This window comes from Pseudomonas sp. ADAK2, assembly GCF_012935755.1.
Classification (GTDB): Bacteria; Pseudomonadota; Gammaproteobacteria; order Pseudomonadales; family Pseudomonadaceae; genus Aquipseudomonas.
The window spans coordinates 5,283,396-5,305,914 of sequence record NZ_CP052862.1 but is presented as its reverse complement, the minus strand read 5'-3'; the positions used below and the strand labels follow the sequence as shown (position 1 = coordinate 5,305,914).

Annotated in this window: 18 protein-coding genes; 6 read left to right on the top strand and 12 right to left on the bottom strand. The window is 61.7% G+C overall.

What is annotated here, in order from left to right:
- Positions 1 to 23 precede the first annotated feature (23 nt).
- Entirely contained in the window at positions 24 to 989 is a 966-nt protein-coding gene (locus HKK52_RS24360) for a fatty acid desaturase family protein (protein WP_169372887.1), read from the top strand.
- Positions 990 to 1,059: 70 nt separating this feature from the next.
- On the opposite strand, the gene HKK52_RS24355 is transcribed toward HKK52_RS24360, so the two are convergent.
- From HKK52_RS24355 to HKK52_RS24330, 6 genes are read right to left on the bottom strand one after another with little or no spacing between them, the layout of a single operon-like run.
- Complete coding sequence (locus HKK52_RS24355; protein WP_169372886.1) at positions 1,060 to 1,875, bottom strand: YfaP family protein; 816 nt, start codon at positions 1,873 to 1,875, stop codon at positions 1,060 to 1,062.
- Positions 1,876 to 1,878: 3 nt separating this feature from the next.
- Positions 1,879 to 3,498: a DUF2300 domain-containing protein gene (locus HKK52_RS24350; protein WP_169372885.1), complete on the bottom strand. Its 1,620-nt coding sequence runs from the start codon at positions 3,496 to 3,498 to the stop codon at positions 1,879 to 1,881.
- A 1-nt stretch (position 3,499) separates the two neighbouring features.
- Positions 3,500 to 8,065 (bottom strand): alpha-2-macroglobulin family protein, encoded by a 4,566-nt coding sequence (locus tag HKK52_RS24345; protein ID WP_169372884.1) that lies wholly within the window; start codon positions 8,063 to 8,065, stop codon positions 3,500 to 3,502.
- Positions 8,062 to 8,727 (bottom strand): DUF1175 domain-containing protein, encoded by a 666-nt coding sequence (locus HKK52_RS24340; protein ID WP_429512684.1) that lies wholly within the window; start codon positions 8,725 to 8,727, stop codon positions 8,062 to 8,064. The genes HKK52_RS24345 and HKK52_RS24340 overlap by 4 nt, the downstream gene beginning before the upstream one ends.
- Positions 8,697 to 10,409: a DUF2138 domain-containing protein gene (locus HKK52_RS24335; RefSeq protein WP_169372883.1), complete on the bottom strand. Its 1,713-nt coding sequence runs from the start codon at positions 10,407 to 10,409 to the stop codon at positions 8,697 to 8,699. The genes HKK52_RS24340 and HKK52_RS24335 overlap by 31 nt, the downstream gene beginning before the upstream one ends.
- A 51-nt stretch (positions 10,410 to 10,460) precedes the next feature.
- Positions 10,461 to 11,252, bottom strand: a complete 792-nt coding sequence (locus HKK52_RS24330; protein ID WP_169372882.1) for a YfaP family protein — start codon at positions 11,250 to 11,252, stop codon at positions 10,461 to 10,463.
- A gap of 278 nt (positions 11,253 to 11,530) precedes the next feature.
- Between HKK52_RS24330 and HKK52_RS24325 the strand changes: the two genes are divergently transcribed.
- From HKK52_RS24325 to HKK52_RS24305, 5 genes are all read left to right on the top strand, one after another.
- Positions 11,531 to 12,670 (top strand): Fic family protein, encoded by a 1,140-nt coding sequence (locus tag HKK52_RS24325; protein ID WP_169374287.1) that lies wholly within the window; start codon positions 11,531 to 11,533, stop codon positions 12,668 to 12,670.
- Between the two features lie 237 nt (positions 12,671 to 12,907).
- Positions 12,908 to 13,150: an exodeoxyribonuclease VII small subunit gene (locus HKK52_RS24320; protein ID WP_056743654.1), complete on the top strand. Its 243-nt coding sequence runs from the start codon at positions 12,908 to 12,910 to the stop codon at positions 13,148 to 13,150.
- A complete protein-coding gene (gene ispA, locus HKK52_RS24315; RefSeq protein ID WP_169372881.1) occupies positions 13,147 to 14,034 on the top strand; it encodes a (2E,6E)-farnesyl diphosphate synthase in 888 nt (295 codons plus the stop codon). Before HKK52_RS24320 ends, ispA begins: the two co-directional genes overlap by 4 nt.
- A gap of 91 nt (positions 14,035 to 14,125) precedes the next feature.
- On the top strand, positions 14,126 to 16,024 hold the full coding sequence (gene dxs, locus HKK52_RS24310) for a 1-deoxy-D-xylulose-5-phosphate synthase (protein ID WP_169372880.1): 1,899 nt from the start codon (positions 14,126 to 14,128) through the stop codon (positions 16,022 to 16,024).
- A 128-nt stretch (positions 16,025 to 16,152) separates the two neighbouring features.
- Positions 16,153 to 18,003 carry a TonB-dependent receptor domain-containing protein gene (locus tag HKK52_RS24305; protein WP_169372879.1) on the top strand — a complete coding sequence of 617 codons (1,851 nt, stop codon included), beginning with the start codon at positions 16,153 to 16,155 and terminating at the stop codon, positions 18,001 to 18,003.
- A gap of 81 nt (positions 18,004 to 18,084) precedes the next feature.
- Here HKK52_RS24305 and HKK52_RS24300 read toward each other — a convergent pair whose 3' ends face one another.
- From HKK52_RS24300 to thiL, 6 genes are all read right to left on the bottom strand, one after another.
- A complete protein-coding gene (locus tag HKK52_RS24300) occupies positions 18,085 to 18,885 on the bottom strand; it encodes a cobalamin-binding protein (RefSeq protein WP_169372878.1) in 801 nt (266 codons plus the stop codon).
- Positions 18,885 to 19,304: an MFS transporter gene (locus tag HKK52_RS24295; RefSeq protein ID WP_149660939.1), complete on the bottom strand. Its 420-nt coding sequence runs from the start codon at positions 19,302 to 19,304 to the stop codon at positions 18,885 to 18,887. The genes HKK52_RS24300 and HKK52_RS24295 overlap by 1 nt, the downstream gene beginning before the upstream one ends.
- The gene (ribA, locus tag HKK52_RS24290; RefSeq protein WP_054052350.1) at positions 19,301 to 19,918 is read right to left on the bottom strand and encodes a GTP cyclohydrolase II; all 618 of its coding nucleotides are present in this window, start codon (positions 19,916 to 19,918) and stop codon (positions 19,301 to 19,303) included. Before ribA ends, HKK52_RS24295 begins: the two co-directional genes overlap by 4 nt.
- Positions 19,919 to 20,294: 376 nt before the next feature.
- Positions 20,295 to 21,029, bottom strand: a complete 735-nt coding sequence (locus tag HKK52_RS24285) for a transporter substrate-binding domain-containing protein (protein ID WP_169372877.1) — start codon at positions 21,027 to 21,029, stop codon at positions 20,295 to 20,297.
- A gap of 21 nt (positions 21,030 to 21,050) precedes the next feature.
- Positions 21,051 to 21,554 (bottom strand): phosphatidylglycerophosphatase A family protein, encoded by a 504-nt coding sequence (locus tag HKK52_RS24280; RefSeq protein ID WP_169372876.1) that lies wholly within the window; start codon positions 21,552 to 21,554, stop codon positions 21,051 to 21,053.
- Complete coding sequence (gene thiL, locus HKK52_RS24275; RefSeq protein WP_169372875.1) at positions 21,551 to 22,516, bottom strand: thiamine-phosphate kinase; 966 nt, start codon at positions 22,514 to 22,516, stop codon at positions 21,551 to 21,553. The genes HKK52_RS24280 and thiL overlap by 4 nt, the downstream gene beginning before the upstream one ends.
- Between the last annotated feature and the right edge of the window lie 3 nt (positions 22,517 to 22,519).

Sequence of the window (22,519 nt, the reverse complement as noted above, 5' to 3'; positions counted from 1 at the left end):
CCACACACAAGGAGGTGACGCAGGTGTCCAAACCCAATTCCCGTGCCGGCGACAATCCGGCCCTGAATGCTTTCACGCCGCCCGCTGAACTCTTTGCGTTGAAACCGTGGCTCACTCTGCTGGCACTGCTGGCGGACTGGGGATTGATCGCTGCGTCATTTGCCGCGGCGGCGCTGTGGCCGCACCCGATCACTTACCTGCTGGCGGCGATCATCATTGCCCGCAGCCAACTGGCGCTGGCGGTGATCATGCATGAAAGCGCCCATGGCGTGGTGCTGCGCCATCAGGGTCTGAATGATTTTATCGGGCAGTTTTTTGCCGCCGGTCCGTTGTTCCTGTCGCTGCACACCTACCGTGCCGGGCATTTGAAACATCATCTCGCGCCGATGCGGCATGACGACCCGGTGGTCGCGGTGTTTGGTCTCGGTGACTTCCCGCTGCCCAGGGGCAAACTCGCCGCAAAGCTGTTGGCGGACATCTGTGGGGTGGGCTACTTCATCAGTGCTGGCAAATTTGCCCGCGGCGACTATCGGGACATCATGCCCAAGGTCAATAAATCACCGGGCCAAATGGCGTGGGAAGTCTTTTCAATGCTCGCCAGCAACGGTTTGCTGCTCGGCGTACTGGCGTGGTCCGGGCACGCCTGGCTTTACCCGATCTTGTGGTTGCTGCCGGCCATTACCCTGCTGCCCTTCATGGGCCGCGTCCGGGCCATCATGGAGCACGCCGGCCTGCCCGCCTGCGATGACCAGAGCCAGAATGCGCGGAGCATTGTCCGGGGCAACTGGCAGACCTTTGTGTTCGGCCCGCACGCCATTCACTACCACATCGAGCACCACCTGTTTGTGCGCGTGCCCTTCTACCATTTGCGCAGCGTGCATCAACAACTCGTGGCCCGGCAGCTGGTACCCACCGGCAATCTCTATAACGGCTACATCGGGGTCTTGCGCGATGTCAGCCTCCCGGCCGCTAAATTGCCGACCGCCTGATTCGACATCCTGCGGGGTTGCTCAACTGGCGGCGTCGCCTTTTGGGGTTCACAGTCCTCTGGCTACCCCCTTACGGATAGCTGAACCCCTTAACCAGCGTCAACTCCCCCACCGCCCGCATCGGCACCAGGAACGTCTCCATCTTCTCGTTGGGCGTTCCTTCCTCGGTGATCACCGTCACCTGCGCCGTGGTCAAAGCCTGAACCGCATCCTCCTGCCCTTCCTCATCATTACGATAGCCACCGCCAAAGTAATTCACATACACCAGGTACTGGCCTTTGATCGGCGCCGGCATGGCGAAGATTTCCGGGCCATACCCCGTGGTCACGTCGACATCGAGCGCCGCGCCATTGGGTGCAACCCGGTCGCCGTACCAGATGTGGGCGCCATCCGGGGTAATCAGGTGCAAGTCCAGATCGGTGTTGTCGCTGTCCCACGACAGCAGCACCCGCAACTTGGCCGGCGTCGCCCCGCCACTGACATTGAGGAACTGCGTGCGATGCCGTTGCTGGCCATCAGGGCTGCGCACTTCAACGCTGTTGCTGCCATTGGGAAACGAGAACGGTCGATCAAAGCGTCCAGCCGGATCGATTTTCAGCGGCATGCTGACGCCATTGACGATCAACCGCCCAGGCTCACTCGACTTGGGTGTGGCGTTGATCTGCCCGGTAATGCGCGCGGTGTTGGCCTGCCCTGCCGGTGTATTCACCGAGGAGGCCGGGTAGTTGACGCTCTGGCGAAAGTTTTCGCCTTCGCCCTCGATGGCGCCGGTACGCCAGCCACCGACGGGGGTGTCGAGTTTGACGGCAGCATCAGCAGCGAAGGTCGTCGGCAATACGCAAAAAGAACAGAGGAACAGGAAGACCTGTGGATAACGGAGTTTCATGGCCTATTCCAGCAAGAGGTGGCGGGCGAGCCCTTCGATGTAGGTTTCATCCTGGCCATTGGGATGTGCTTCAAAGGCCAGGTGCAAGTATTCGTGGGTCAGGTCGAGGCGGTCCTGCAACGACAGCACGCCGCGCACGTAAATGCGCTGGCGTTCGCGGTCGACATAAGGACGGCCAAAGGCCAGGCGGCAGACGGCGAAGGTGTTGACTTCGTTGTAGCCGACTTCGTTTTCGAGTTGCTGGCGCCAGCCGCGACGTTGTTTTTGCAGCCAGTCTTGCGCGGCGGGCAACGCTTCGCAGGAGGCGACAGGGTTGTCCCAGCGGCTGAGGCTGGCGCGCGGGTAGGCGTGCAGCAGAATGGCGTCGTAGCGTTGGCCGGCGCTGGCTTGTTCGACGGCTTGTTGCCAGGACAGTTTGTCCGGTCCGGGTTGGTCGGAGTGATAGGTGACAGTGCTGCCGGCCAGGACCAGGTCGCTGGTCCAGGCGGCGATGTCGCGCGCTTCGGCAGTGGCCGGACGTGGGGCGACCCGTTGACGGCTGCTGCTGTCGTCGATGCTCAGGCAGTCGCCGTTGCGCGTGGCGTTTTGCAGCAGGTAGGTTCTTATCGCGATGGCCAGGGCTTTGGCGGCTTCAGCGGGTTCGGACTTGGCTTCGCGCTGGAGGACGCGGGCGACGTATTCTTCGCGGTCCAGGCGCGCGACCAGCTTGTCGTTGAGTAAAAACAATTCGCCGTCGCTGTGGATGTTCAGTTGATTGCCGTTGGCGAATTCGACGCGGTAGTCGCCCTGCAAGGGGCCCGACTCGACCACCCGATCCCCCGCCAGGACGCGGCCGACCGGATAACGCGAAAACAGCCCCACCTCAACGCAACGCCCAGCATCCACGGGCCAATCCGTCGGCACCACCGAAGCCAGCGCCACACCATAATTGCGCAGCACCATTTGACTGGTCCCGCGCCCACCAGCCCAGATCGGCGTGCCATCCTCTGTCCAACCGGCAAACCCGCCCTGACGCGACGACGGATCCTGATCTCCCAACCAGCTCCAGGTTTTCACCCGCAACCGGCCACCGAGTTCGCCCACAGCATTGCCGTCAGCGGCGTTCAACACCACGTCCAGCAACACCCGCCGCGCCTGATCCTGCGCCGGCATCACGGTCAGCGCCTTCAATAATTCCGCCACGGGAACCCGCGTCGCAGGCTGCAACGACGGCAAATTCAGCAACCATTCCGGCGCCTGTCGGGCCTGCCAATATTTACGCCAATCACCCTCGACAATGCCCAGCCGCGCAGGCTCAAAATACAACCCGCACGACTTCACCAACGCCTGATCACGACCAATCCTGCCGCCCGCGGTGCAGCAATACACTTCTTCCTTGGACTGCCCGCGACATTCATAAGCAGGTTCCCGCGCGCCGGTATCCACCAGCCAGCCGTAGACAAACAGCTTCCACAAACTCCCTAACGGCGTCTGCAGATCTGCAGGCAACGGCTCGCGGGCCATCACCTGGGTCTGGCTCAGCGACAGCAATTCGCCCTTGAAGCCCAGTCGTAACGGTTCGTCCTGCGCTGTCGCCAGCGCAGGGAGCAAACACAACAGCCACCAGACCAGAGGCCGGGTCATGTCAGTTGACCGTGACCTGGCTGAGCGCCGGTTTCTGTTCCTGGGCCTGATGCTGTGGCGCATAGACCTGGGTGAAACGCACCGGCGGCAGGTTGAACTGGCCTTTTTGCGAGAAGCGCACCAGATGCCGCACGCGCAACTCGCCGCTCAAGGCATCCACCGGAATGGCGTAAGCCAGTTGCCCCGGTTCGAAGCGCGCCTTTTCCAGCGCCGTCGGTTCAGTGCCAGCCTTGCCCATCAACTTGATGCCCCACGTGGTGCGCTCGACGTCGGCGCCCGGTGGCAGCGGCACTTCGAGCATGCCGTAACGCAGCGGCTTGGCGGCTTTGCTGGAGATGATCACTTCGTCGAGGTACAGGCTGTCGCTGGACAATGGCTTGGTGCCAACCGCTTCGAGTTTGAATTCGAACGCTTCGTCACCCGGCACCAGACGCGACAGGCGACGGGTGATGGTCACGGCCATCGGGTCGATGGCGGGTTGCTTGGTCTGATAACTCAGCGCAGCACGCAACGGGCGCTCCTGGGTCCCGGTCAGGGACAACGCCGCCGGCACCGGCGTAGCGCCCTGCCATGTCCAATACATTTCACCGGTATCACCGTAGTTTTTCTTCCAACCTTCACCCGGTGCCAGGGCGATGGTCGGCGACGCCTGCTCGATGCTGTGTTGCAACCAGCTCAGGGCCAAGGCGCGTTCAAGGGTCGATTGCTGTGGCAGCAGGCGCTGCAACAACTGTTGCGCATGAGCCTGATCGAAGGCTTGCAGCGACAGATTCAGGGCTTCGGCAAACGGCTGCGAACTCACGGCCAGACGTTGTTGCGCATCCGGCAATTGACGATTGAACGCATCCGGCAACGTCACCTTGGACTGCTTGGCCAACGAAGCCGTCAGCGCACGCGCCGCCGCCAGGCCCAGCGCCGAATCCGGATCGCTCATGACCAGGCTGTCTTCGCCATCGTCCATCAGGTTCGCCGCGTTGCCGTCGCCGGCCTTCGCCAGGTCATCCATCAAACCGCTGAGCAAGGTGTTCACCGGCAATTGCATCTTCTTGGCGAACGACAGGATCAGCGCCCGTTGCAACAGCGGCGTGTTTTTCGCTTGCTTGGAATAGACCTCCAGCACCCGCTGCCAATGCTCCGGCGGCAAGCTCAGCTCCAGGGCTTTGCTGGCGTACCAGTCGGCGTAATAGGCGTAAGCGGTGAGGAATGCATCCGGCTCACCGTCCTGGCCCCACCAGGTGAAACTCGCCGACGGCCCGGCCATTTGCACCAGGCGCAGACGGCTGTTTTGCATGATCAGGCGCAAGCGATCACGAACCTGTGGATTCGACGACAGCGATGGATAGGCAATGCTCAGCGGCAACAAACGGCTGGCCGTCTGCTCGACGCCGCCGTACGGATAGCTCAGCAAATCATCGAGGGCCGAACGGAACAGCGCTTGCGGACTGTCATCCAGGCGCAGGCGAATATCCGTCGCGTCGGACGGCAAGGTCAGCGCGGTATCACCACTGGCCGCGTCCACCACTTGGCTCTGGGTGACCTGCCAACCGTCACCGGTCGCGGTCAGGCGCACGGCCAGGGCATCGGCGGTCTTGCCGTCCTGCACCAGCTCGGCAGTCCAGTCACCACTGGCGAGCGCAAACGCTGGCAGTGCGATGTAGTTGATGCCGCTGTTCAGGGTCACCGGCATACGCTGCTCGGCGCCGCTGTAATGGATCACCAACTCAGCCTTGACCGGTTTCTCGGCCTGGCTGAAGGCGAACACGCCGAGGGCCGGTTTGTCGCCGGTGCGGAATTTGCTCGGGCCGCTCCACTTCAGGTACAGCGGTTTTTCCGAACGCACGAATTGTTTCTTCTGCCCGACCTGACCGTCATCGGCAATGGCCCGGGCGGTGATGCGCCAGCGAGTGAGCGAGTCCGGCATCTTGAAGGTGAAGCGGGTTTTGCCGTTGGCGTCGGTGATCAATTCCGGCTGCCACGCGGCGGTGTCGACGTCTTCACGACGCGGCCGCTCCAGCACTTTCACCCCCCGTTCGCTGCGGTTGGCTTTGCCCGGCGCACCGGGGCTGCCCGGCAACGCGACGTCGTAGCTGATGAACGACAGGCTGGCGCTGGTGCGCACGTTGTTTCGGCGCGGATGATAGAAGAACTGGTCGATGGTCGGCGCGACTTCCGGTTGCAGCGCGTAGATCATTTCGTCGACGACGCTGACCGTCAGATGCGCCGGAATCGGCTTGCCGGCGAACTGCGTCGTCAGGTCTACCGACACGGTGTCACCCGGCTGATACGACTCTTTATCGGTGGCAATCGCCACGTCGATTTGCGGCGCCACAACTTTGATACCGGCGTTCTGGAAGCTGTACTGCCCGCCCTTGGTGTAGAGCACGGAGAAGGTCAGGTTCGGCGCAAAATTGTCCTTCACCGCAATGCGCGCGCGGTATTGGGTGTCGCTGAGTTTTTCCATCTTCAGCCAGTCGCCGCCCTTGGACAGCAGCGCCGTGGCCTCGACCTTGTCCCGCTCCAGGGACAGCAGCGCATCGCTGACCGGTTCCGGGAACGTGATCAACACCATGGCTTCGTCGCCGGCCTTGTACTCGGGTTTGTCGAGGACGATTTCCACGGTCCCCGGCACGGCTTTGACGCCCTCGCCAGTGACCGAATGCCCAGTGGCGCCGACGACGCGGCCATGGTCATCCTTCAAGGTCAGGTTGTAGGTGCCCGGCCGCGCGAACGCCACGCTGAAGCCTTTGTCCTTCGCGGTGAGTTTGCCGTCGCCGGTGGTCTGGTCTTCCAGGCGTACCCAACTGTAGCTGCTTGGGGTGACGGCTTTGGTCTGTTCGCTGCCGCCTTCGTTGACGTAGCTGAAGGCAACTTTGTCGCCCACTGCGCTGAAGCGTTGCGGCGCGCGCAGGTTGAAGCTGGCGGCGCCACGGTCGATGAGGATTTCCTTGGTGGTCTTGACCCGATACGCCGCGCCATCGCTGGCAAACACGGTGAGCATGTAGCGGCTCGGTTTGTCGGCGGCCGGCAGGTCGAGGGTCGCGTTGCCCTTGGCGTCGGTGGTCAGTTCGGTGCTGGTCAGCTCCACCGGGAATTGCCCGAGGTATTGCAGCTCGTTGTCGACCATCGACAGTTGCTGGGCGCGCAGGCTCAGGGTCAATTTGGCGTCAGCCACCGGTTTGCCGTCCGGGTACAGCAGCACCAGACTACCCTTCACCGGTTCGCCGGTGCGGTAATCCTGCTTGGCCAGGTTCAGCGAGATTTCGAAGTGCGGCTTGATGTATTCGGCGACGCGGAAGGCGCTGCTGTAGGCCTGGTCCTTGTAGCTGAAACGCAATTCATAACCGCCCGCCACCGCGTTGTCCGGCAGCTGGAAACGGCCTTGGGTGCCGGACTTCGAATCGAGCTTCAGCGCCAACGATTGCAGCGCCGTACCCGTGGCATCGAGCACGGTCACGTTGACGTCGGCAGCGGTCGGCGCCACCGAATCCCGGGCGTTCTTGAACTCGCGACCCACGATCTTCAGCGACACCCAATCCCCCGGCCGGTACAGCGGCCGGTCGGTGAAGGCATAGAGTTTGGTGTCGTAGATTTCGCTGTCGTAATAGAAGTTCTCGGAGACAAACACTCCGCCCTCTTCATCCTCACCAATCACGAACGAACGCTCGGGGCTGACGTGTTTCAGGCGCAGCAAACCATCGGCATCGGTCGCACCGCTGCTCATCACACCGAGGCCATCGGTCCACAGCACATTGACCTTCGGCACCGAACTGCCTTCGTGTTTGCGCGCGGCCCACACCAGCAACTCATCACCGGCAATCTTGCTCACGGCCACGGTGTTGGAAACGAAGACCATGGTGGTCGCGCGGTATTTGCCGATCAACGCTTCCACCAGGTACAGGCCCGGCTTCAGCTGGCCCAACGGGATGTACACGTTGCCCGGTGCGACGCTGACGAATTCACTGGAAGAACCGGCCAGGTTCACGCCGGCAGGCGGCTGGATCGGTTTGGCTTCCCACAGCGGATAGCGGAACTGACTGACAACCGGCAGGCCCGGAATCAGTGCGAATTGCGGCTGGGCGTCGTAGGGCGTTGGCGCGGCAATCGCGGCACCCATCTTCAGCTCGGGCACTTCCTCGGTGACTTGTTTGCGCGACTCGTAGGAAAACGCTCGCTGCATCACGCGACGGGATTTGCGGTACCAGTTGTCCCACAGGTACGCGAGGGTATTCGACAGGCCTTCGCCCTTGAACTGGCCGTCGCTGACCACGCGGTGCAGGTTCTTCTGGCGCTTGAGGAAGTCCAGCGGCTTGTCGATGCGATACACACGAATGTCGGCGCCGCCATAAGGCTCCATGCGGAACCGGCGGTAATCGCGACCCGGCGCTTCGAGACGGACCATCGCCTGTTCGTCGGCGGCGAAACTGCTGTCGGCCAGCAGGAAGAAACTTTCACCGGCCACCGGCGTGTAGCCGCTGGGCTCGACGGTGTCTTCGGCGTTGACCGTCGAAAACGGCAGCACTAAAACCAATAGCAAAGGCAGTAAACGCAACATGCGGGCACCGATCATTGGGAGAGAAAGTTCAGTCGATAGACGCCGATGAAGTTGGGGTTGGCTGCGTCGGGTATCCATCGGGTGTCCTTCCATGTCATGAGTTGCTGCAGGCTCGCGGATCGCATGCCGTTGTCAGTGGGGGTTGTAGTGCCGGTGTGATAGGCGATAAAGCGGCCCATCCAGATCATCAGGTGCTGGTCGTCGCCCTGATCGAAAAACATCAGGTCGCCGGGCCGCGCTTGCGACACGTCGCGGCTGACCAGATGGCTGTTGAACTGAATCAACTTGATCGCGTTGACGTACGGCCCGACCTTGCCGCCGCCCTGCTGCCATTGCTGGGCGAGACCGCGCTGGGCGTCGCTCAGTTGCAGTTCCGGCGGCAGGTAACGGTTGGACAGGCCATTGCTGCGCAGCCATTTGTCGTCATGGACTTTCAGCGCTTCGTTGGCAGCGAAGCGCACCAGGCCCGCGCAGTCCTGCTGAAACCAGCGCGGGCTCGGGCCTTGGGTCAGTTGTTCCTGGGCGATGCGCACAAACCAGGCGCGAAACACCTGGGATTGCTGCACGTCCAGCGGTGGCGCCTCAGTGGCAAACGCCCGACTGCCCAGCAACATCGCCAGCAGGCCGAGGCCTCGGATAAGGGCTGTCACAGGGCTTTCCACTCCAGCGGCAGCCATTGCCAATAGCCGTCCGGCTCGCTGCCCTCGGGCAAGGTCAGCGCGTATTTGCCGTAACCGCCGAGCTTGCGCAGTTTCGGGATCAGATAGGTTTGCGCGGCGTTGTAGAACACCGGTTCCATGTCCTGGGGCAGGCTGTCGAGGGTTTCCTGTTGCATCAGCTGGGCCATGGAATCCGGGCCGAAGTAGACCGGCATCAGCAGGTCTTTCGGCACCACGTCGGCCATCGGCGGGAAGCGTTTGTCGAGGGTGCCGAGGGCTTTATCCACCAGCTTGTCGTCGAGGGAAAACAGCAGGGTCGAACCGTGACGGGCCAGGCTGACTTTCATGAACGCCTTGCCGGTGATCGCGTCCGGGTTCTCGGCGTCCTTGGCTTTATAAGGGCCGAAGTTGGAGCTGACCTGACGCTGCCACTGATGGCTTTCGCCTTCCTTTTTCTCAACCACCGGGAACGCGTGTGCTTCGACGTTGCCTTCATAGGCGCCGACCATCGAGCCGAACAGGTTGCCCAGGTCGCCGTCGAGTTGGGCGCTGTCGCTGTCATTCAGGCTGGCCACCAGCAGCGGTGTGTACAGCCGCGAATCGGCGTACCAGCACAGGCCAGCGGCACCGGCCATGTGTTCGGTCAGGGCTTGAGCCACTTTTTCTTCGGCGCCGAGTTTGACCAGCAAGGGTTTCTGTTGCTCCGCCGCGAGGGGCAAGGCGACGCAGGCGCTGGCGCCCATCGGCATGGCTTGCCAGATCGGTTTGAAATCGAAGTCCGGTTGGTTGTCCAGTTCGTCCATGGCGAGGAAGCTGTGCCAGCCCTTGTCGTCCATATCAAAACGCAAGCCGGCGAAGTTCGGGATGAAGCGCTGATAACCCATGGCCAACACGCTGGAATTGACTGACAGGCGTTGTTTCACTTCAGGCGCACGGGGTTGCAGGCCGAAGGCTTCGGGGAACAGTTTGTCGCCGTTGAGCAGCGCGGCGATGGACTTGGTGGAAACGGCACCCGACTCTTCAGAAGCACCACTTTGCGCATCGTAGAGTTTGGTCGGATTGGACAGCACCACCAGTTTGTCGCCATGGGAGGCGAACATCAGCGCCTTCGTAGCGTTGTAGGTCAGTTGATAAAGCGCCACGTCATCGGCGCCGACTTTCACTGAGCCGACCTGGGTCAGTTGCGTGTCATCCAGCGCGACTTTGGCCAGCGGCTCCAGCAGTTTGGCCAGGCCACCGCGATCCATCACCAACAGGAAATCTTTGAGTCGACCATCCGCCCCACGCCACAGCGCCACGTCCGCCGGTTGATCGAAAAGCTGCTCGATCAGGCTGTCCTGCAGCTTGAGGTCATGTTCGTAAATGATCCGCCGCAAGCTGCCGATCAAGCCGAGGCGATCGGCATGAGCTTCGTAATAGAAGACGAAATCTTCGGTCAGGGTTTCCTTGAGGAACGGCACCGCCAGCAAGTCCTTGGGCAATTGGCTCAGGGAGTTGGTTTCCAGCAAACCGTCCGGGCGGCCCATGCCCAGTTTGTCACTGGCCAACGCCGCCAGCGGCACTTTGGGTTTGTGCATGAACCAGCCCAATCCGCCCGCAACGCCGGCCACCAGGCACAGCCCGATCAGCACGGCTGGCCAGCGACGTGGAGGTTTGGCGGCAGGCGTTTCGGCGGCCGGAGAAGCAGTGTTATCGCTCATGTTCACGCTCATGTTCCCAAAGCTCAGCAATTCATCCGTGGAGCGGGATGCTTAATAGTTGAAAGTCTTGACCAGCAACAGGTCACCGATGGCCCGCAGGGGCACGATGAAGGTCTCGCGTTTTTCGTCGACGGTGTTTTCGTTGAGCACCAGGTTGATCTGCGAGGTGATGACCTCGTTCTGGTTGCTGGTCTCATCGAAGTTATAGCCTTCGCTACCGAAGTTGCCCCAATAGTTCACGTAAACCAGATAGGTGCCGTGCATCGGTGCAGTCATGGTGAACATTTCCGGGCCAGGGCCATCGACGCCGTCCGGGTCCAGGCCGCCGCCGTTGGTCAACGCCGTGTGGGCGAAGAACGCGTGCTGGCCGTCCGGGGTAATGATGTGCAAGTCGAGTTCGGCTTTCGGATCGTCCCAACCCAGCACCACACGAATCCGCGCCGGGGTGCGCAGGTTGTTGGCTTCATAGAATTGAACACGCTTGAGGGATTTGCCCTCGGCACTGCGCACTTCGACGCTGTTGGAACCGGCGCCAAACGCGTACGGCCGGGCGAAACGCCCTTCGTCGTCGGTGTACAGATTCAGTGGATTGCCGTTGACCGCCAGGGTGTGCGGCCCGCGCTGGGTGCCGATGGCCTTGAGCTGGCCTTCGATCATCGTGCGATTGCGCTGGATACCGCGGTCGATGGGTGGCGTGGGATAGGCGACTTGAGGGTTTTCACTGCGATCGAGCAAGCCGTTATAACGCCAGCCGGCTATCGGCTCCGACAACTCGGCCGTCGGCTCGGCCCAGGCCGCGCAGGCCCAGACCAGCATTATCAGCAGTGAAAGAAAGCAACGCATGTGACGCCTCCTGCCATGCACAACGAAACCCTGCGCCCGGTCCTCGGCGCGTTACAGATGCAAAAACTGCGTTTCGTCAAAATGACCCGTAACTATTGGGTCGTAGAAGGCACGAAGGTTAGCGATATGGCGATTTTTTAACAATCAGATACATCTCTATTTGTGGTGGAAATCACTACGAATGTTGGGCGCGAGCCGAATAAAGTGGTTATTCGGCTCACGAAATGAGCCGAATAAGACTATTATTCGGCTCATTGACCTTGGAAGTACCCGAATTCATGGCGTCGCACTGGATCTGGCAACAGCCCGACTGGCCGAGTTTCACCTGGCATGCCGAGCGCCTGACACCGCTACTGCGCGAGTGCGTGCAGGCACAAGGTCGGTTAATGGGCATGGCCAGTTCCGTGGGTAGTTCGCTGAGCGCGCAGAACGAACTGGACGCGCTGTTGCAAAACATCGTGACCTCTTCAGCTATCGAAGGTGAAACGCTGAATGTCGGCTCGGTTCGCTCCTCGCTGGCGCGGCGCTTGGGGCTGGAACAGCTCGATGGCGATCACGTCAGCCAACGCAGTGAAGGGCTGGCGCAGTTGATGCTCGATGCCACCCAGCGTTTTGCGCAGCCCCTGACCTTGGAGCGGCTGCTGGAATGGCATGAGTGGCTGTTTCCGGATCAGGAAGCGGACCTCGCTGCCCGCGCGATCCATGTCGGTGCATTACGCGGTGATGAGCCGATGCAAGTGGCTTCGGGGCGCCTCGACAGGCCGACCGTTCACTTCGAGGCACCGCCTCGCCTTGGCCTTGAGCAGCAATTGAACACTTTCCTCACTTGGTTTGAAGACAGCCGGGGCCAGGAACAGCTCGATCCATTGCTGCGGGCCGGTATTGCGCACTTCTGGCTCGTCACCCTGCATCCCTTCGATGACGGCAACGGGCGCCTGACACGCACCATTACCGATCTGGCATTAGCCCAAGGCGAAGCGCAGGCCATTCGTTTTTATGCGATGTCGGCGAGCATTCTTGAGGACCGATCTGGCTACTACCGAGTGCTGGAGGCCAGTCAGAAGGCGACGACGGATATTACCGAGTGGCTGCAATGGTTCCTGAAAACCTTGCTGCGCAGCTTGCTGCAGGCGATGGTGCGGATCGAATCGGTACTGGGCAAGGCGCGGTTCTGGCAGGCGCATCGGCAGTCCGCGTTGTCGGTGGAACAGACCAAAGTACTGAATCGCTTGCTCGATGGCGGTGAGCGCGGTTTCGAGCACGGCATTAGTGCGGCGCAGTATCAGGCTGTAGCGAAGGTGTCCAAGGCGACGGCAACGCGTCATCTGGCTGAACTGCTGGAAAAGGGCTGCCTCAAACGCCTTCCCGGTGGCGGGCGCAGTACTCGTTACGCAATTAACTACCCTGGCACTAATTGATGCCACGCGACGACCTGTAGCAGCTGGCGAAGCCTGCGTTCGTCTGCGCACCAGTCTTAAAATCGGCACTCTCGGCACATCAGGTATGCCGTGCAAGAAGGGTTGGCGGCTGCTGCGCAGCCGAACGCAGGCTTCGCCAGCTGCTACAACGGTTGCGTCGAACCCCCCGCTCATTTGCCCATACCCCCCATGTCTGCTAGTGTCGCGCCGGTTTAACGTCAACCGGAAATAGCCGCCATGGCCCGCAAAAAAGCTGCACTGGATTTCGAACAATCCCTCGCTGACCTGCAAACGCTGGTAGAGCGACTGGAGAACGGCGAGTTGTCGCTGGAAGATTCGCTGACGGCTTTCGAGCAAGGCATCGGTCTGACCCGCGATTGCCAGGCAGCGCTGGCCCAGGCTGAGCAAAAGGTTCAAGTGCTGCTCGAGCGTGATGGCGAGCTGGCCGAGGAACCCTTTGAAGCGGATCAGCCAGAATGATTGCGGCGTATTCGGCGACCAGCCAGGCCCGCGTCAACGCTGCGCTGGAAACCCTGTTCAACCCGCCGAGCCCGGAGCTCGCGCGCCTCTATGACGCCATGCGCTACAGCGTGATGAATGGCGGCAAGCGCGTGCGGCCACTGCTGGCTTACGCCGCGTGCGAAGCGCTGGGCGGCAAGGCTGAGCAAGCCAACGGCGCGGCGTGTGCGGTGGAGTTGATCCACGCTTACTCCCTGGTGCACGACGATTTGCCGGCGATGGACGACGACGATCTGCGTCGCGGCCAGCCGACCACCCACAAAAAATTCGATGAAGCCTGCGCGATCCTCGCCGGTGACGGCTTGCAGAGCCTGGCGTTCAGCGCCCTGCTCGACCCGCGTCTGAGCACGTCGGACGCCGAAAACAAACTGCAAATGGTCAGCGCCCTGGCGTTGGCGGCAGGCCCGGCGGGCATGGTCGGCGGCCAGGCCATCGACCTTGGCTCGGTCGGCCTCAAGCTGGATCAGAAAGCCCTCGAATACATGCACCGGCACAAGACCGGCGCGCTGATCGAGGTCAGCGTCAAACTCGGCGCCCTGGCCAGTGGTCGGGCCGAGAAAGACGAACTGAAGTCATTGCAGACTTATGCACAGGCCATCGGCCTGGCGTTTCAGGTGCAGGACGACATTCTCGACGTCGAAAGTGACACCGAAACCCTCGGTAAACGCCAGGGCGCCGACATCGCTCGAGACAAGCCGACCTACCCGGCCCTGCTCGGCCTCGATGCAGCCAAGGTCTACGCCCTGGAACTGCGCGATCAGGCCCTGCATGCGCTGCGACCGTTTGACGCGGCAGCCGAGCCTTTACGCGATCTGGCCCGCTATATCGTCGAACGCCGCAGCTGACAGCGTATCCGCCAAAAAAGAGCAACGCGTGGGCAGGGACCGATGCATCAGGTAAACTGCCGCCTCTTCTATACCTATAACGATTCGCCTGATGCCCACGACGTTTCATGAGATTCCCCGCAAACGCCCGACCACGCCCCTGCTCGACCGTGCTAATACGCCGGACGGCCTGCGCCGGTTAGGCGAAGCCGAGCTGGAAACCCTGGCCGATGAATTGCGCCTGGAATTGCTCTACACGGTCGGTCAGACCGGTGGGCATTTCGGTGCCGGCCTGGGCGTCATCGAGCTGACCATCGCGTTGCATTACGTGTTCGACACCCCGGATGACCGGCTGGTGTGGGACGTGGGTCATCAGGCTTATCCGCACAAAATCCTCACCGGCCGTCGCGAGCGCATGGGCACCCTGCGCCAGAAGGACGGCGTCGCCGCCTTCCCGCGTCGTTCCGAGAGCGAGTACGACACCTTTGGCGTCGGCCACTCCAGCACCTCGATCAGCGCCGCGCTGGGCATGGCCATTGCCGCCCGCCTGCAAAACAGTGATCGCAAGGCGATTGCCGTGATCGGCGACGGCGCGTTGACCGCCGGCATGGCCTTCGAGGCGCTGAACCATGCGCCGGAAGTGAACGCCAACATGCTGGTGATCCTCAACGACAACGACATGTCGATCTCGCGCAATGTCGGCGGTTTGTCGAATTACCTGGCAAAAATTCTCTCCAGCCGCACGTATGCAAGCATGCGCGAAGGCAGCAAAAAGGTCCTGTCGCGCCTGCCCGGTGCCTGGGAAATCGCCCGGCGTACCGAAGAATACGCCAAAGGCATGCTGGTCCCCGGCACGCTGTTCGAAGAGCTGGGCTGGAACTACATCGGCCCGATCGACGGCCACGACCTGCCCACCCTGATCGCCACCCTGCGCAACATGCGCGATCTGAAAGGCCCGCAATTTCTGCACGTGGTCACCAAGAAAGGCAAAGGCTTCGCCCCGGCGGAAGTCGACCCGATCGGTTATCACGCGATCACCAAGCTCGACCCCCTGGATGCGCCGGCCGCTGCGCCGAAGAAATCCGGCGGGCCGAAGTATTCCGGTGTGTTCGGCGAATGGCTGTGCGACATGGCTGCGGCCGATCCGCGCCTGGTCGGGATCACCCCGGCGATGAAGGAAGGCTCCGATCTGGTAGCGTTCAGCGAGCGTTTCCCGCTGCGCTATTTCGACGTAGCGATTGCCGAGCAGCACGCGGTCACCTTCGCTGCCGGTATGGCCTGCGAAGGCGCGAAACCGGTAGTGGCGATTTATTCGACCTTCCTGCAACGCGGCTACGACCAACTGATCCATGACGTCGCGGTGCAGAACCTCGACGTGTTGTTCGCCATTGACCGCGCCGGTCTGGTGGGCGAAGACGGCCCGACCCATGCGGGCAGCTTCGATCTGTCGTTCCTGCGCTGCATCCCCGGCATGCTGGTGATGACCCCGAGCGACGAAAACGAATTGCGCAAAATGCTCACCACCGGCCACCTGTACAACGGCCCGGCGGCGGTGCGTTACCCACGCGGCAATGGCCCGAACGCGACCATCGAGAAAGACCTGCAACCGATTGAAATCGGCAAGGGTGTGGTTCGTCGCCAGGGCAATAAAGTCGCCCTGCTGGTGTTTGGCGTGCAACTGGCCGAAGCGCTGAAAGTCGCCGATACGCTGGATGCGACCGTGGTTGATATGCGCTTCGTCAAACCGCTCGATGAAACGCTGGTTCGTGAAATTGCCGCCAGCCACGAGTTGCTGGTGACCATCGAAGAGAACGCGATCATGGGCGGCGCCGGTGGCGCGGTCAGCGAGTTCCTGGCGCGGGAAAACATCCTCAAGTCGATGCTGCACCTGGGCTTGCCGGACAGCTATGTCGAACACGCCAAGCCTGCGCAGATGCTGGCCGAATGCGGGCTGGATGAAGCCGGGATTGAAGCGTCGGTGCGTGAGCGTTTACAACTGCTCGCCAAGTAATTCCCCGCCCCTGTAGGAGCGAGGTTTGCCCGCGAAGGCGTTTTAACAGGCAACGTAGATGTTGAATGTTATGGCCTCTTCGCGGGCAAGCCTCGCTCCTACAAGTACCGTGTTTGCTACGGATATCTATGAAACTCTCTCCTCTCGCCCTGACGCTGACACTCCTGCCGGCCGGCCAACTCCTGGCCGACACCTTCGAACGCGATCAAGCCCTGAAGCTCCCCGACGTGCTGATCAGCGCCAACCGCCAGGTCGAGGCGCGCAACGACAGCAGCGCGGCCAACACCGTGTTCACCCGCGAAGACATCGATCGCCTGCAACCAAGCAGCGTCACCGATCTGTTGCGTCGGGTGCCGGGCGTGCAAGTCGGGCAAACCGGTGGGCGCGGCAGTTTGCCGGGGATCTACATTCGCGGCACTAAATCGGCGCAAAGCCTGGTGCTGGTGGACGGCCAGCGCATTGGCAGCACCACGTCCGGCGACAGCAACCTGCAACACATCAACATCGAACAGGTCGAGCGCGTGGAAGTGTTGCGCGGCTCCCGTTCGGTGATTTATGGCAGCGATGCGATTGGCGGGGTGATTCAGATTTTCACCCGTCGTGGCGGCGAACAAGGCCTGCAACCGCGGCTGCATGTGGGCTTTGGCAGCAACCAGACGTGGGAGCGTAGCCTCGGCCTGTCCGGCGGCGATGAGAAAACCCGCTTCAATCTCGGCGCCAGCCTGGATGAAACCGCCGGGATCGACCGCACTCATGAGTCGTATCCCAGCGATGGCGATCACGACGAATACCGCAATAAATCGGTGAGTTTTAGCCTGAGTCATGCCCTCACCGACGACATCGAAATTGGCGCGAATGTGCTGGATAACCGCGGCAAAAGTGAACTCGACAGCCCCTTCTACCAACAGCAGCCTTACAGCGATTTCACAGTAGGCGGCGCTAGCGGTTACATCGATGCGCGCATCAACGACCTGTGGAAAACCCGCATAGAGTTCGGCCATAGCGAGAACCGCGACAAAAACCTCGACAAACTTAGTGATGAACACAGCGTTTTCAACACCTACCGCAATTCAGTGAACTGGCAAAACGACCTGACGCTCAACGAGCGCAACAGTTTGATCGTCGGCGGCGACTGGTACGAAGACCGGATCAACAGCAGCACGCCGTTCGATGAGGACAGTCGCTGGAACCGCGCTGCGTTTATCCAGCATCGTTATCAGGCGGACAGTTTCTCCACAGAGTTGGGCTTGCGTCGCGACCAGAATCAGCAGTTCGGCGGGCAAAACAGTTGGAGCGGCACCTTCACCCTGCCGTTGAACCCGGACAACGATGTGCTGCTGACCTACAGCGAAGGCTTCCGCGCCCCGACCTTCAACGACCTGTATTACCCGGAGTTCAGCAACCCGGACCTCAAGCCTGAAACCTCGACAAGCTATGAGCTGCAATGGCGCAGCCAGTTGACCGACACCAGCCGCCTGGAAGCGTCGCTGTACCGCACAGATCTAACAGACGCGATCATCGTCAGCAGCAATCTCCCGCAAAACGTCGCGTCGGCACGGATCAACGGCTTCGAAGCGGCGTTGAAACACGAACTGTTCGGCTGGCAGAGCAACCTCGGCGTGGCGATCATCGACCCGCGGGATCGCGACAGCGGCCACACGTTGGCCCGCCGTGCGCGGCGGACGTTGAGCCTGGATCTGGATCGCCAGTTTGATCGGTTGGGACTCGGCGCCAGTTGGCAGGCGGTCAGCGGCAGCTATGACGATGAGAACAATCAGCAGCCACTGGGTGGCTATGCGTTGCTCGGGTTACGCAGCAGTTGGGCGTTGAATCGGGAAGTGAAGCTGGATCTGAAGGTCGATAACTTGCTCGACAAGGGTTACAGCCGGGCGTTGTACAGCTATGACGGCAGCCAGTATGGGTATCGCGAGGAAGGTCGGGCGTGGATGTTTGGGGTGACCTGGACGCCTGAATTATAAGACCGAGACCGATTGTTCCCACGCTCCGCGTGGGAACAATCTGTAGGAGCAAGGCTTGCCCGCGAAGGCCACACCTCGGTCTCAGCGGTCCGGCGCGATCACTTGGCACAACTTGGCTGTCGCCTCGATCATCTGCCCACTCGGCCGCTCCAAGCCCTTATCCGTCACCAACAACAATTGCCCCTGCACCACCGCCGCTACCTGCGGCCACGCCTTCCAGGCATCCAGCTGCGCCTGGTCACTGGCCAGAATCACCTCGGGATTGCGCTGCAACACCGCCTCGACGCTGACCTGCGGCGCCGGCAAGGTCAGGTCGGCAAATACATTGCGTGCGCCGCATACTTCCAGCGCATCGCTGATGATCTGTCCGCCGCCCACGGTGTACAGCGGCCGATCCCAGACTTGATAGAACACCGTTAGCGGCTTATCCCGGCGATAGCGCTGACGCAGGTTATCCAGTTTCAGCCGCAGATCAGCAGCCAGGGTCACACCCCGCTGCGGCCGGCCGAGTTGCGTGGCGATCGCTTCAATCTGCGCCGTGAGCTGGCCGAGGCTGTGGGGTTCAGCGACGTAGGTGGGAATGTTCAAGCGCTTGAGCTGTTCACGCTGGGCCGGGCCGACGCTGCCGGGCCAGAGCAATAACAAATCGGGTTTGAGGCTCAGCAGTTGCTCCATGTCCAACTGGCCGTAGCGGCCAACGGAAGGCAGATCTTTGAGTTCGGCCGGACGCTCACCGGCATCCAGCACCCCGACCAACAAATCGGCGGAGCCCAGTTCAACAACGATTTCAGAGAGAGAAGGCGCGAGGCTGACAACACGCTCAACGGAATAAGCCGAGCCGCTGACGGCCAGCAGCAAAACCGCCAGCCAGACGCGCAGCATCAGCCGAGTTGACGCGGGATACGGTAGAGGTAGAACAGCACCGCCGTCGACAGCGCCAGCAATACCAACGGCACCGCTTCGAGGCCGACGAACACGGCCAACGCGCCGATCCACGCCGGCAGGCTCGCGGCTAAAAAGGCGATACGACGCTTGGCTGCCAGGGCAATCCAGGCCGCCGGTTCTTCAGGGGTATCGAGGGCTTTCTGGGTGGCGATCAACGCATGTTTGTAGCCGCCGAAAAACTTCAGGCTGACAAACATCGAGGCCACACCGGCGATAAACAACGGCATCGCCAGCACCGGCAGGATCGCTTCGCTCTGGCCGAACACGCCATTGATCACGAACAGTGGCACCAACGCCAGCGCCAGGTATTGCCACCAGTTAAAGGACAGTCGCCGCCGCACCTGACCGCGAGTCACGCCCGATCAGCCTCGCCCTGATGCTCGTTGCCCATCATGTGGTCGAGCTTGCTGGCCTTGGTCGCCAGGTACAGTTTGTTGTGCGGGTTGTGCCCGGTGTGCAGCGGCACGCGCTCGGCGACCACGATGCCCATGTCGGTCAAAGCTTTGACCTTGCGCGGGTTGTTGGTCATCAGGCGCAGGGATTTCACCCCCAGGTGCTGCAACATCGGCAGGCACATGGCGTAGTCACGCTGGTCGGCAGCAAAGCCCAGACGCTCGTTGGCTTCAACGGTGTCGGCACCGCCGTCCTGCAACTCGTAGGCGCGGATCTTGTTCAACAGGCCAATGCCCCGGCCTTCCTGACGCAAGTACAGCAACACGCCACGGCCTTCGCGGGCGATGGCCTGCAACGCTGCCTCAAGTTGCGAGCCGCAGTCGCAACGCTGACTGAACAAGGCGTCGCCGGTCAGGCATTCGGAGTGCAACCGGCCAAGTACCGGGGCACCGTCGGCGAAGTCGCCCAGGCTCAGCACCACGTGCTCGCGCCCGTTCTCTTCATCGAGAAAGCCGTGCATGGTGAATTGCGCAAAAGGTGTTGGCAGCTTCGAAGCGGCGACAAAAACGACAGGCACCGGTGTGCTCCTGATCAATAAGTACTGGAGATTCGCAGAGGCGGCATTGTAACAGCAGGTTCCGACCGACGCTTAGGCTGAATTATGGGGCATAACGATCAAAAAGTTTGATCTGAGATGCCAATACCCAGTCTGTGTCCACTTGTAGCAGCTGCCGAGGTACGAGGCTGCGTCCGCTGTAGCAGCTGCCGAGGTACGAGGCTGCGTTCGGCTGCGCAGCAGTCGTGAAATCAGGCGATGCGGTGTTTCAGCCATACCGCGCGCTCAGGTTTTACGACTGCTTCGCAGCCGAACGCAGCCTCGTGCCTCGGCAGCTGCTACAAGCCGAGCGCACTTCGCGGGCTCGGCAGCGCCTACAAACGCTAGCTGCGACCGTTCAATTTGCATCAAATGGATAAGGCTGTTTCCACTTGGCAAAGATCGGTTTCAACTCGCCGCTTTTCACCAGCAGTTCCATGCGCTGGTCGAACAACGCCATCAGCGCGCGGGCCTTGGGGTTGTCGGCAAAACACAGGTACAGCGGCAGCTCGGCAATGTGGGTTCGGCGGAACTGCGACGGATCCCTGGCCCGGGCGAGCACATAGTCGATCTCGGTCAGGGCATCGATGTAATAGTCGGCGCGGTTGTGGGTCAGCATCGACAGGATGCCGGTGCGCCGCACCACTTCGTTGTAGCGCTGCACGTTGGGCAGGTAATCCTGGTACTTGTAGCCGCGCACCCAGGCCAGCCGATAACTACCGAGATTATCGAGGGTCGGCGCCGGATTGCTCGCCAGGCCCAGGGCGTAGATGTGATCGGTGTCGAAGTTCCAGTGCGGATAAAGCACGTCGCTGGTTTCATTGCGATAGGCGCCGACGCAGGCGTCCACCTCCCCGCGCTGGGCCAGGCCGACGGCGCGGGTGTAGGGTTCGCTGCGGATATCGAGCTTGACCCCGGCCGGTTCAAAGACGGTGCGCAACACGTCCCAGCCCAGGCCGTGACCGTCAGCGGCGGTGTAGTTTTCCCAGTCTTCGCTGGCCAGATGAATCACGGACGGCGCCGGCGTCGCATCCCCCGCCTGGGCGAGCGAGCAGAACATCGCGAAAACCACCATCAACCAGCGTCTAGCCATACCTAATCCCTGCTTCACCACTCAGGCGAAAAACCACACCAGGCCCTGCATCCCCAGCCATGCAAAGACCCCGGCCAATACGTCGTCGAGCATGATCCCGACACCACCGTGCACATGCCGGTCCACCCAGTGAATCGGCCATGGCTTGAGAATGTCGAAGAAGCGGAACATCAGGAACCCCGCCAACAACCAGTACCAACCTTCCGGCACCAGCCACAGGGTGATCCACATCCCGACCATCTCATCCCAGACGATGCCTTCGTGATCGTGTACCCGTAAGTCGTCGGCCACTTTGCCGCACAGCCAGAAGCCAAACAGCATGGTGATGCCGAGCATCAGCCAGTAGCCCCAGTCGGGCAACATCTGCCACAACGGAATAAAGGGTAGCGCAACTAACGAACCCCAGGTGCCCGGAGCCTTGGGCAAGGTGCCCGAGCCGAAGCCGAACGCCAGGAAATGCCAAGGGTTGCGCCAGACCGAAGGCGGTACGAATTCCGCCGGCGTCTGATTGGGGTGATCGGTCACGGGGTCTCCGGAAAATGTTGATAACCCCGTGTTTGCGGGGTGATGTCACGTCCATCGGCGTCCAGTAGCGCAACGCCCTGCCCGGTCACGACCCGGCCGACCACATGGATCGGCCAGCCGTCCGCCAGCAACCGGGGCAATTCGACGGGCGGCACGGTGAAGGCCAGCACGTAGTCGTCGCCTCCGCTCAGGGCGGCGTCCTCGGCGCCTGACTGGCCGAGGAAAGCCACCAACGCTTGCGACACCGGCAACTTGCTCCGCTCGATCTGGATGCCGACCTTCGACGCGAGCGCAATGTGCCCGCAGTCGGCGAGCAGGCCGTCGGAGATATCCAGCGCCGACGAGGCTCTGCCGCGTAGCGCTTGCCCCAACGCCAGTTGCGGTTGCGGCGACCAGTAATGGCGCAGCAGCGGATCGGCGATGGCTTCATCGGCAGTCCGTTGGCCAAGCACCAGCGGCAAGGCCCCGGCAGCATTGCCCAACTCGCCACCGACACACAGCCAGTCGCCCGGCTGCGCGCCGCTGCGGGTCAACGCCTGACCGGCCGGCACGCGCCCAAACACGGTCATGGTCAGACTCAACGGCCCACGGGTGGTGTCACCACCGACCAGCGCCACGCCACAGCCCTGAGCCATGACATTCAAACCACGGGCGTAGGCATCCAGCCAATCGGCGGTCACCGTCGGCAAGGTCAGGGCAAGGGTAAAGGCTACGGGAGTGGCGCCCATGGCGGCCAGGTCACTGACCGCTACAGCCAGCGAGCGCTGACCGAGCAAAAACGGGTCGCAAGGATCTGCGAAATGCACACCGGCAACGAGGGTGTCGGTAGAAATCGCCAACTGCTCCCCAGCGGGAACAGCCAGCAGGGCGCAATCATCGCCGATCCCCAGTGCAACGCCCTCGCCGCCCTGCGCACAAGGCGCGGCGGCGAAGAAATGGCGGATCAGCTCAAACTCGCCCATGGC

What these genes read in the sequence shown, in the direction of transcription:
- HKK52_RS24355 (WP_169372886.1), bottom strand. Translation starts at nt 1,875, where the DNA reads ATGAAACTCCGTTATCCACAGGTCTTCCTGTTCCTCTGTTCTTTTTGC.
- HKK52_RS24350 (WP_169372885.1), bottom strand. Translation starts at nt 3,498, where the DNA reads ATGACCCGGCCTCTGGTCTGGTGGCTGTTGTGTTTGCTCCCTGCGCTG.
- HKK52_RS24345 (WP_169372884.1), bottom strand. Translation starts at nt 8,065, where the DNA reads ATGATCGGTGCCCGCATGTTGCGTTTACTGCCTTTGCTATTGGTTTTA.
- HKK52_RS24340 (WP_429512684.1), bottom strand. Translation starts at nt 8,727, where the DNA reads ATGGCTGCCGCTGGAGTGGAAAGCCCTGTGACAGCCCTTATCCGAGGC.
- HKK52_RS24335 (WP_169372883.1), bottom strand. Translation starts at nt 10,409, where the DNA reads ATGAGCGATAACACTGCTTCTCCGGCCGCCGAAACGCCTGCCGCCAAA.
- HKK52_RS24330 (WP_169372882.1), bottom strand. Translation starts at nt 11,252, where the DNA reads ATGCGTTGCTTTCTTTCACTGCTGATAATGCTGGTCTGGGCCTGCGCG.
- HKK52_RS24325 (WP_169374287.1), top strand. Translation starts at nt 11,531, where the DNA reads ATGGCGTCGCACTGGATCTGGCAACAGCCCGACTGGCCGAGTTTCACC.
- HKK52_RS24320 (WP_056743654.1), top strand. Translation starts at nt 12,908, where the DNA reads ATGGCCCGCAAAAAAGCTGCACTGGATTTCGAACAATCCCTCGCTGAC.
- ispA (WP_169372881.1), top strand. Translation starts at nt 13,147, where the DNA reads ATGATTGCGGCGTATTCGGCGACCAGCCAGGCCCGCGTCAACGCTGCG.
- dxs (WP_169372880.1), top strand. Translation starts at nt 14,126, where the DNA reads ATGCCCACGACGTTTCATGAGATTCCCCGCAAACGCCCGACCACGCCC.
- HKK52_RS24305 (WP_169372879.1), top strand. Translation starts at nt 16,153, where the DNA reads ATGAAACTCTCTCCTCTCGCCCTGACGCTGACACTCCTGCCGGCCGGC.
- HKK52_RS24300 (WP_169372878.1), bottom strand. Translation starts at nt 18,885, where the DNA reads ATGCTGCGCGTCTGGCTGGCGGTTTTGCTGCTGGCCGTCAGCGGCTCG.
- HKK52_RS24285 (WP_169372877.1), bottom strand. Translation starts at nt 21,029, where the DNA reads ATGGCTAGACGCTGGTTGATGGTGGTTTTCGCGATGTTCTGCTCGCTC.
- thiL (WP_169372875.1), bottom strand. Translation starts at nt 22,516, where the DNA reads ATGGGCGAGTTTGAGCTGATCCGCCATTTCTTCGCCGCCGCGCCTTGT.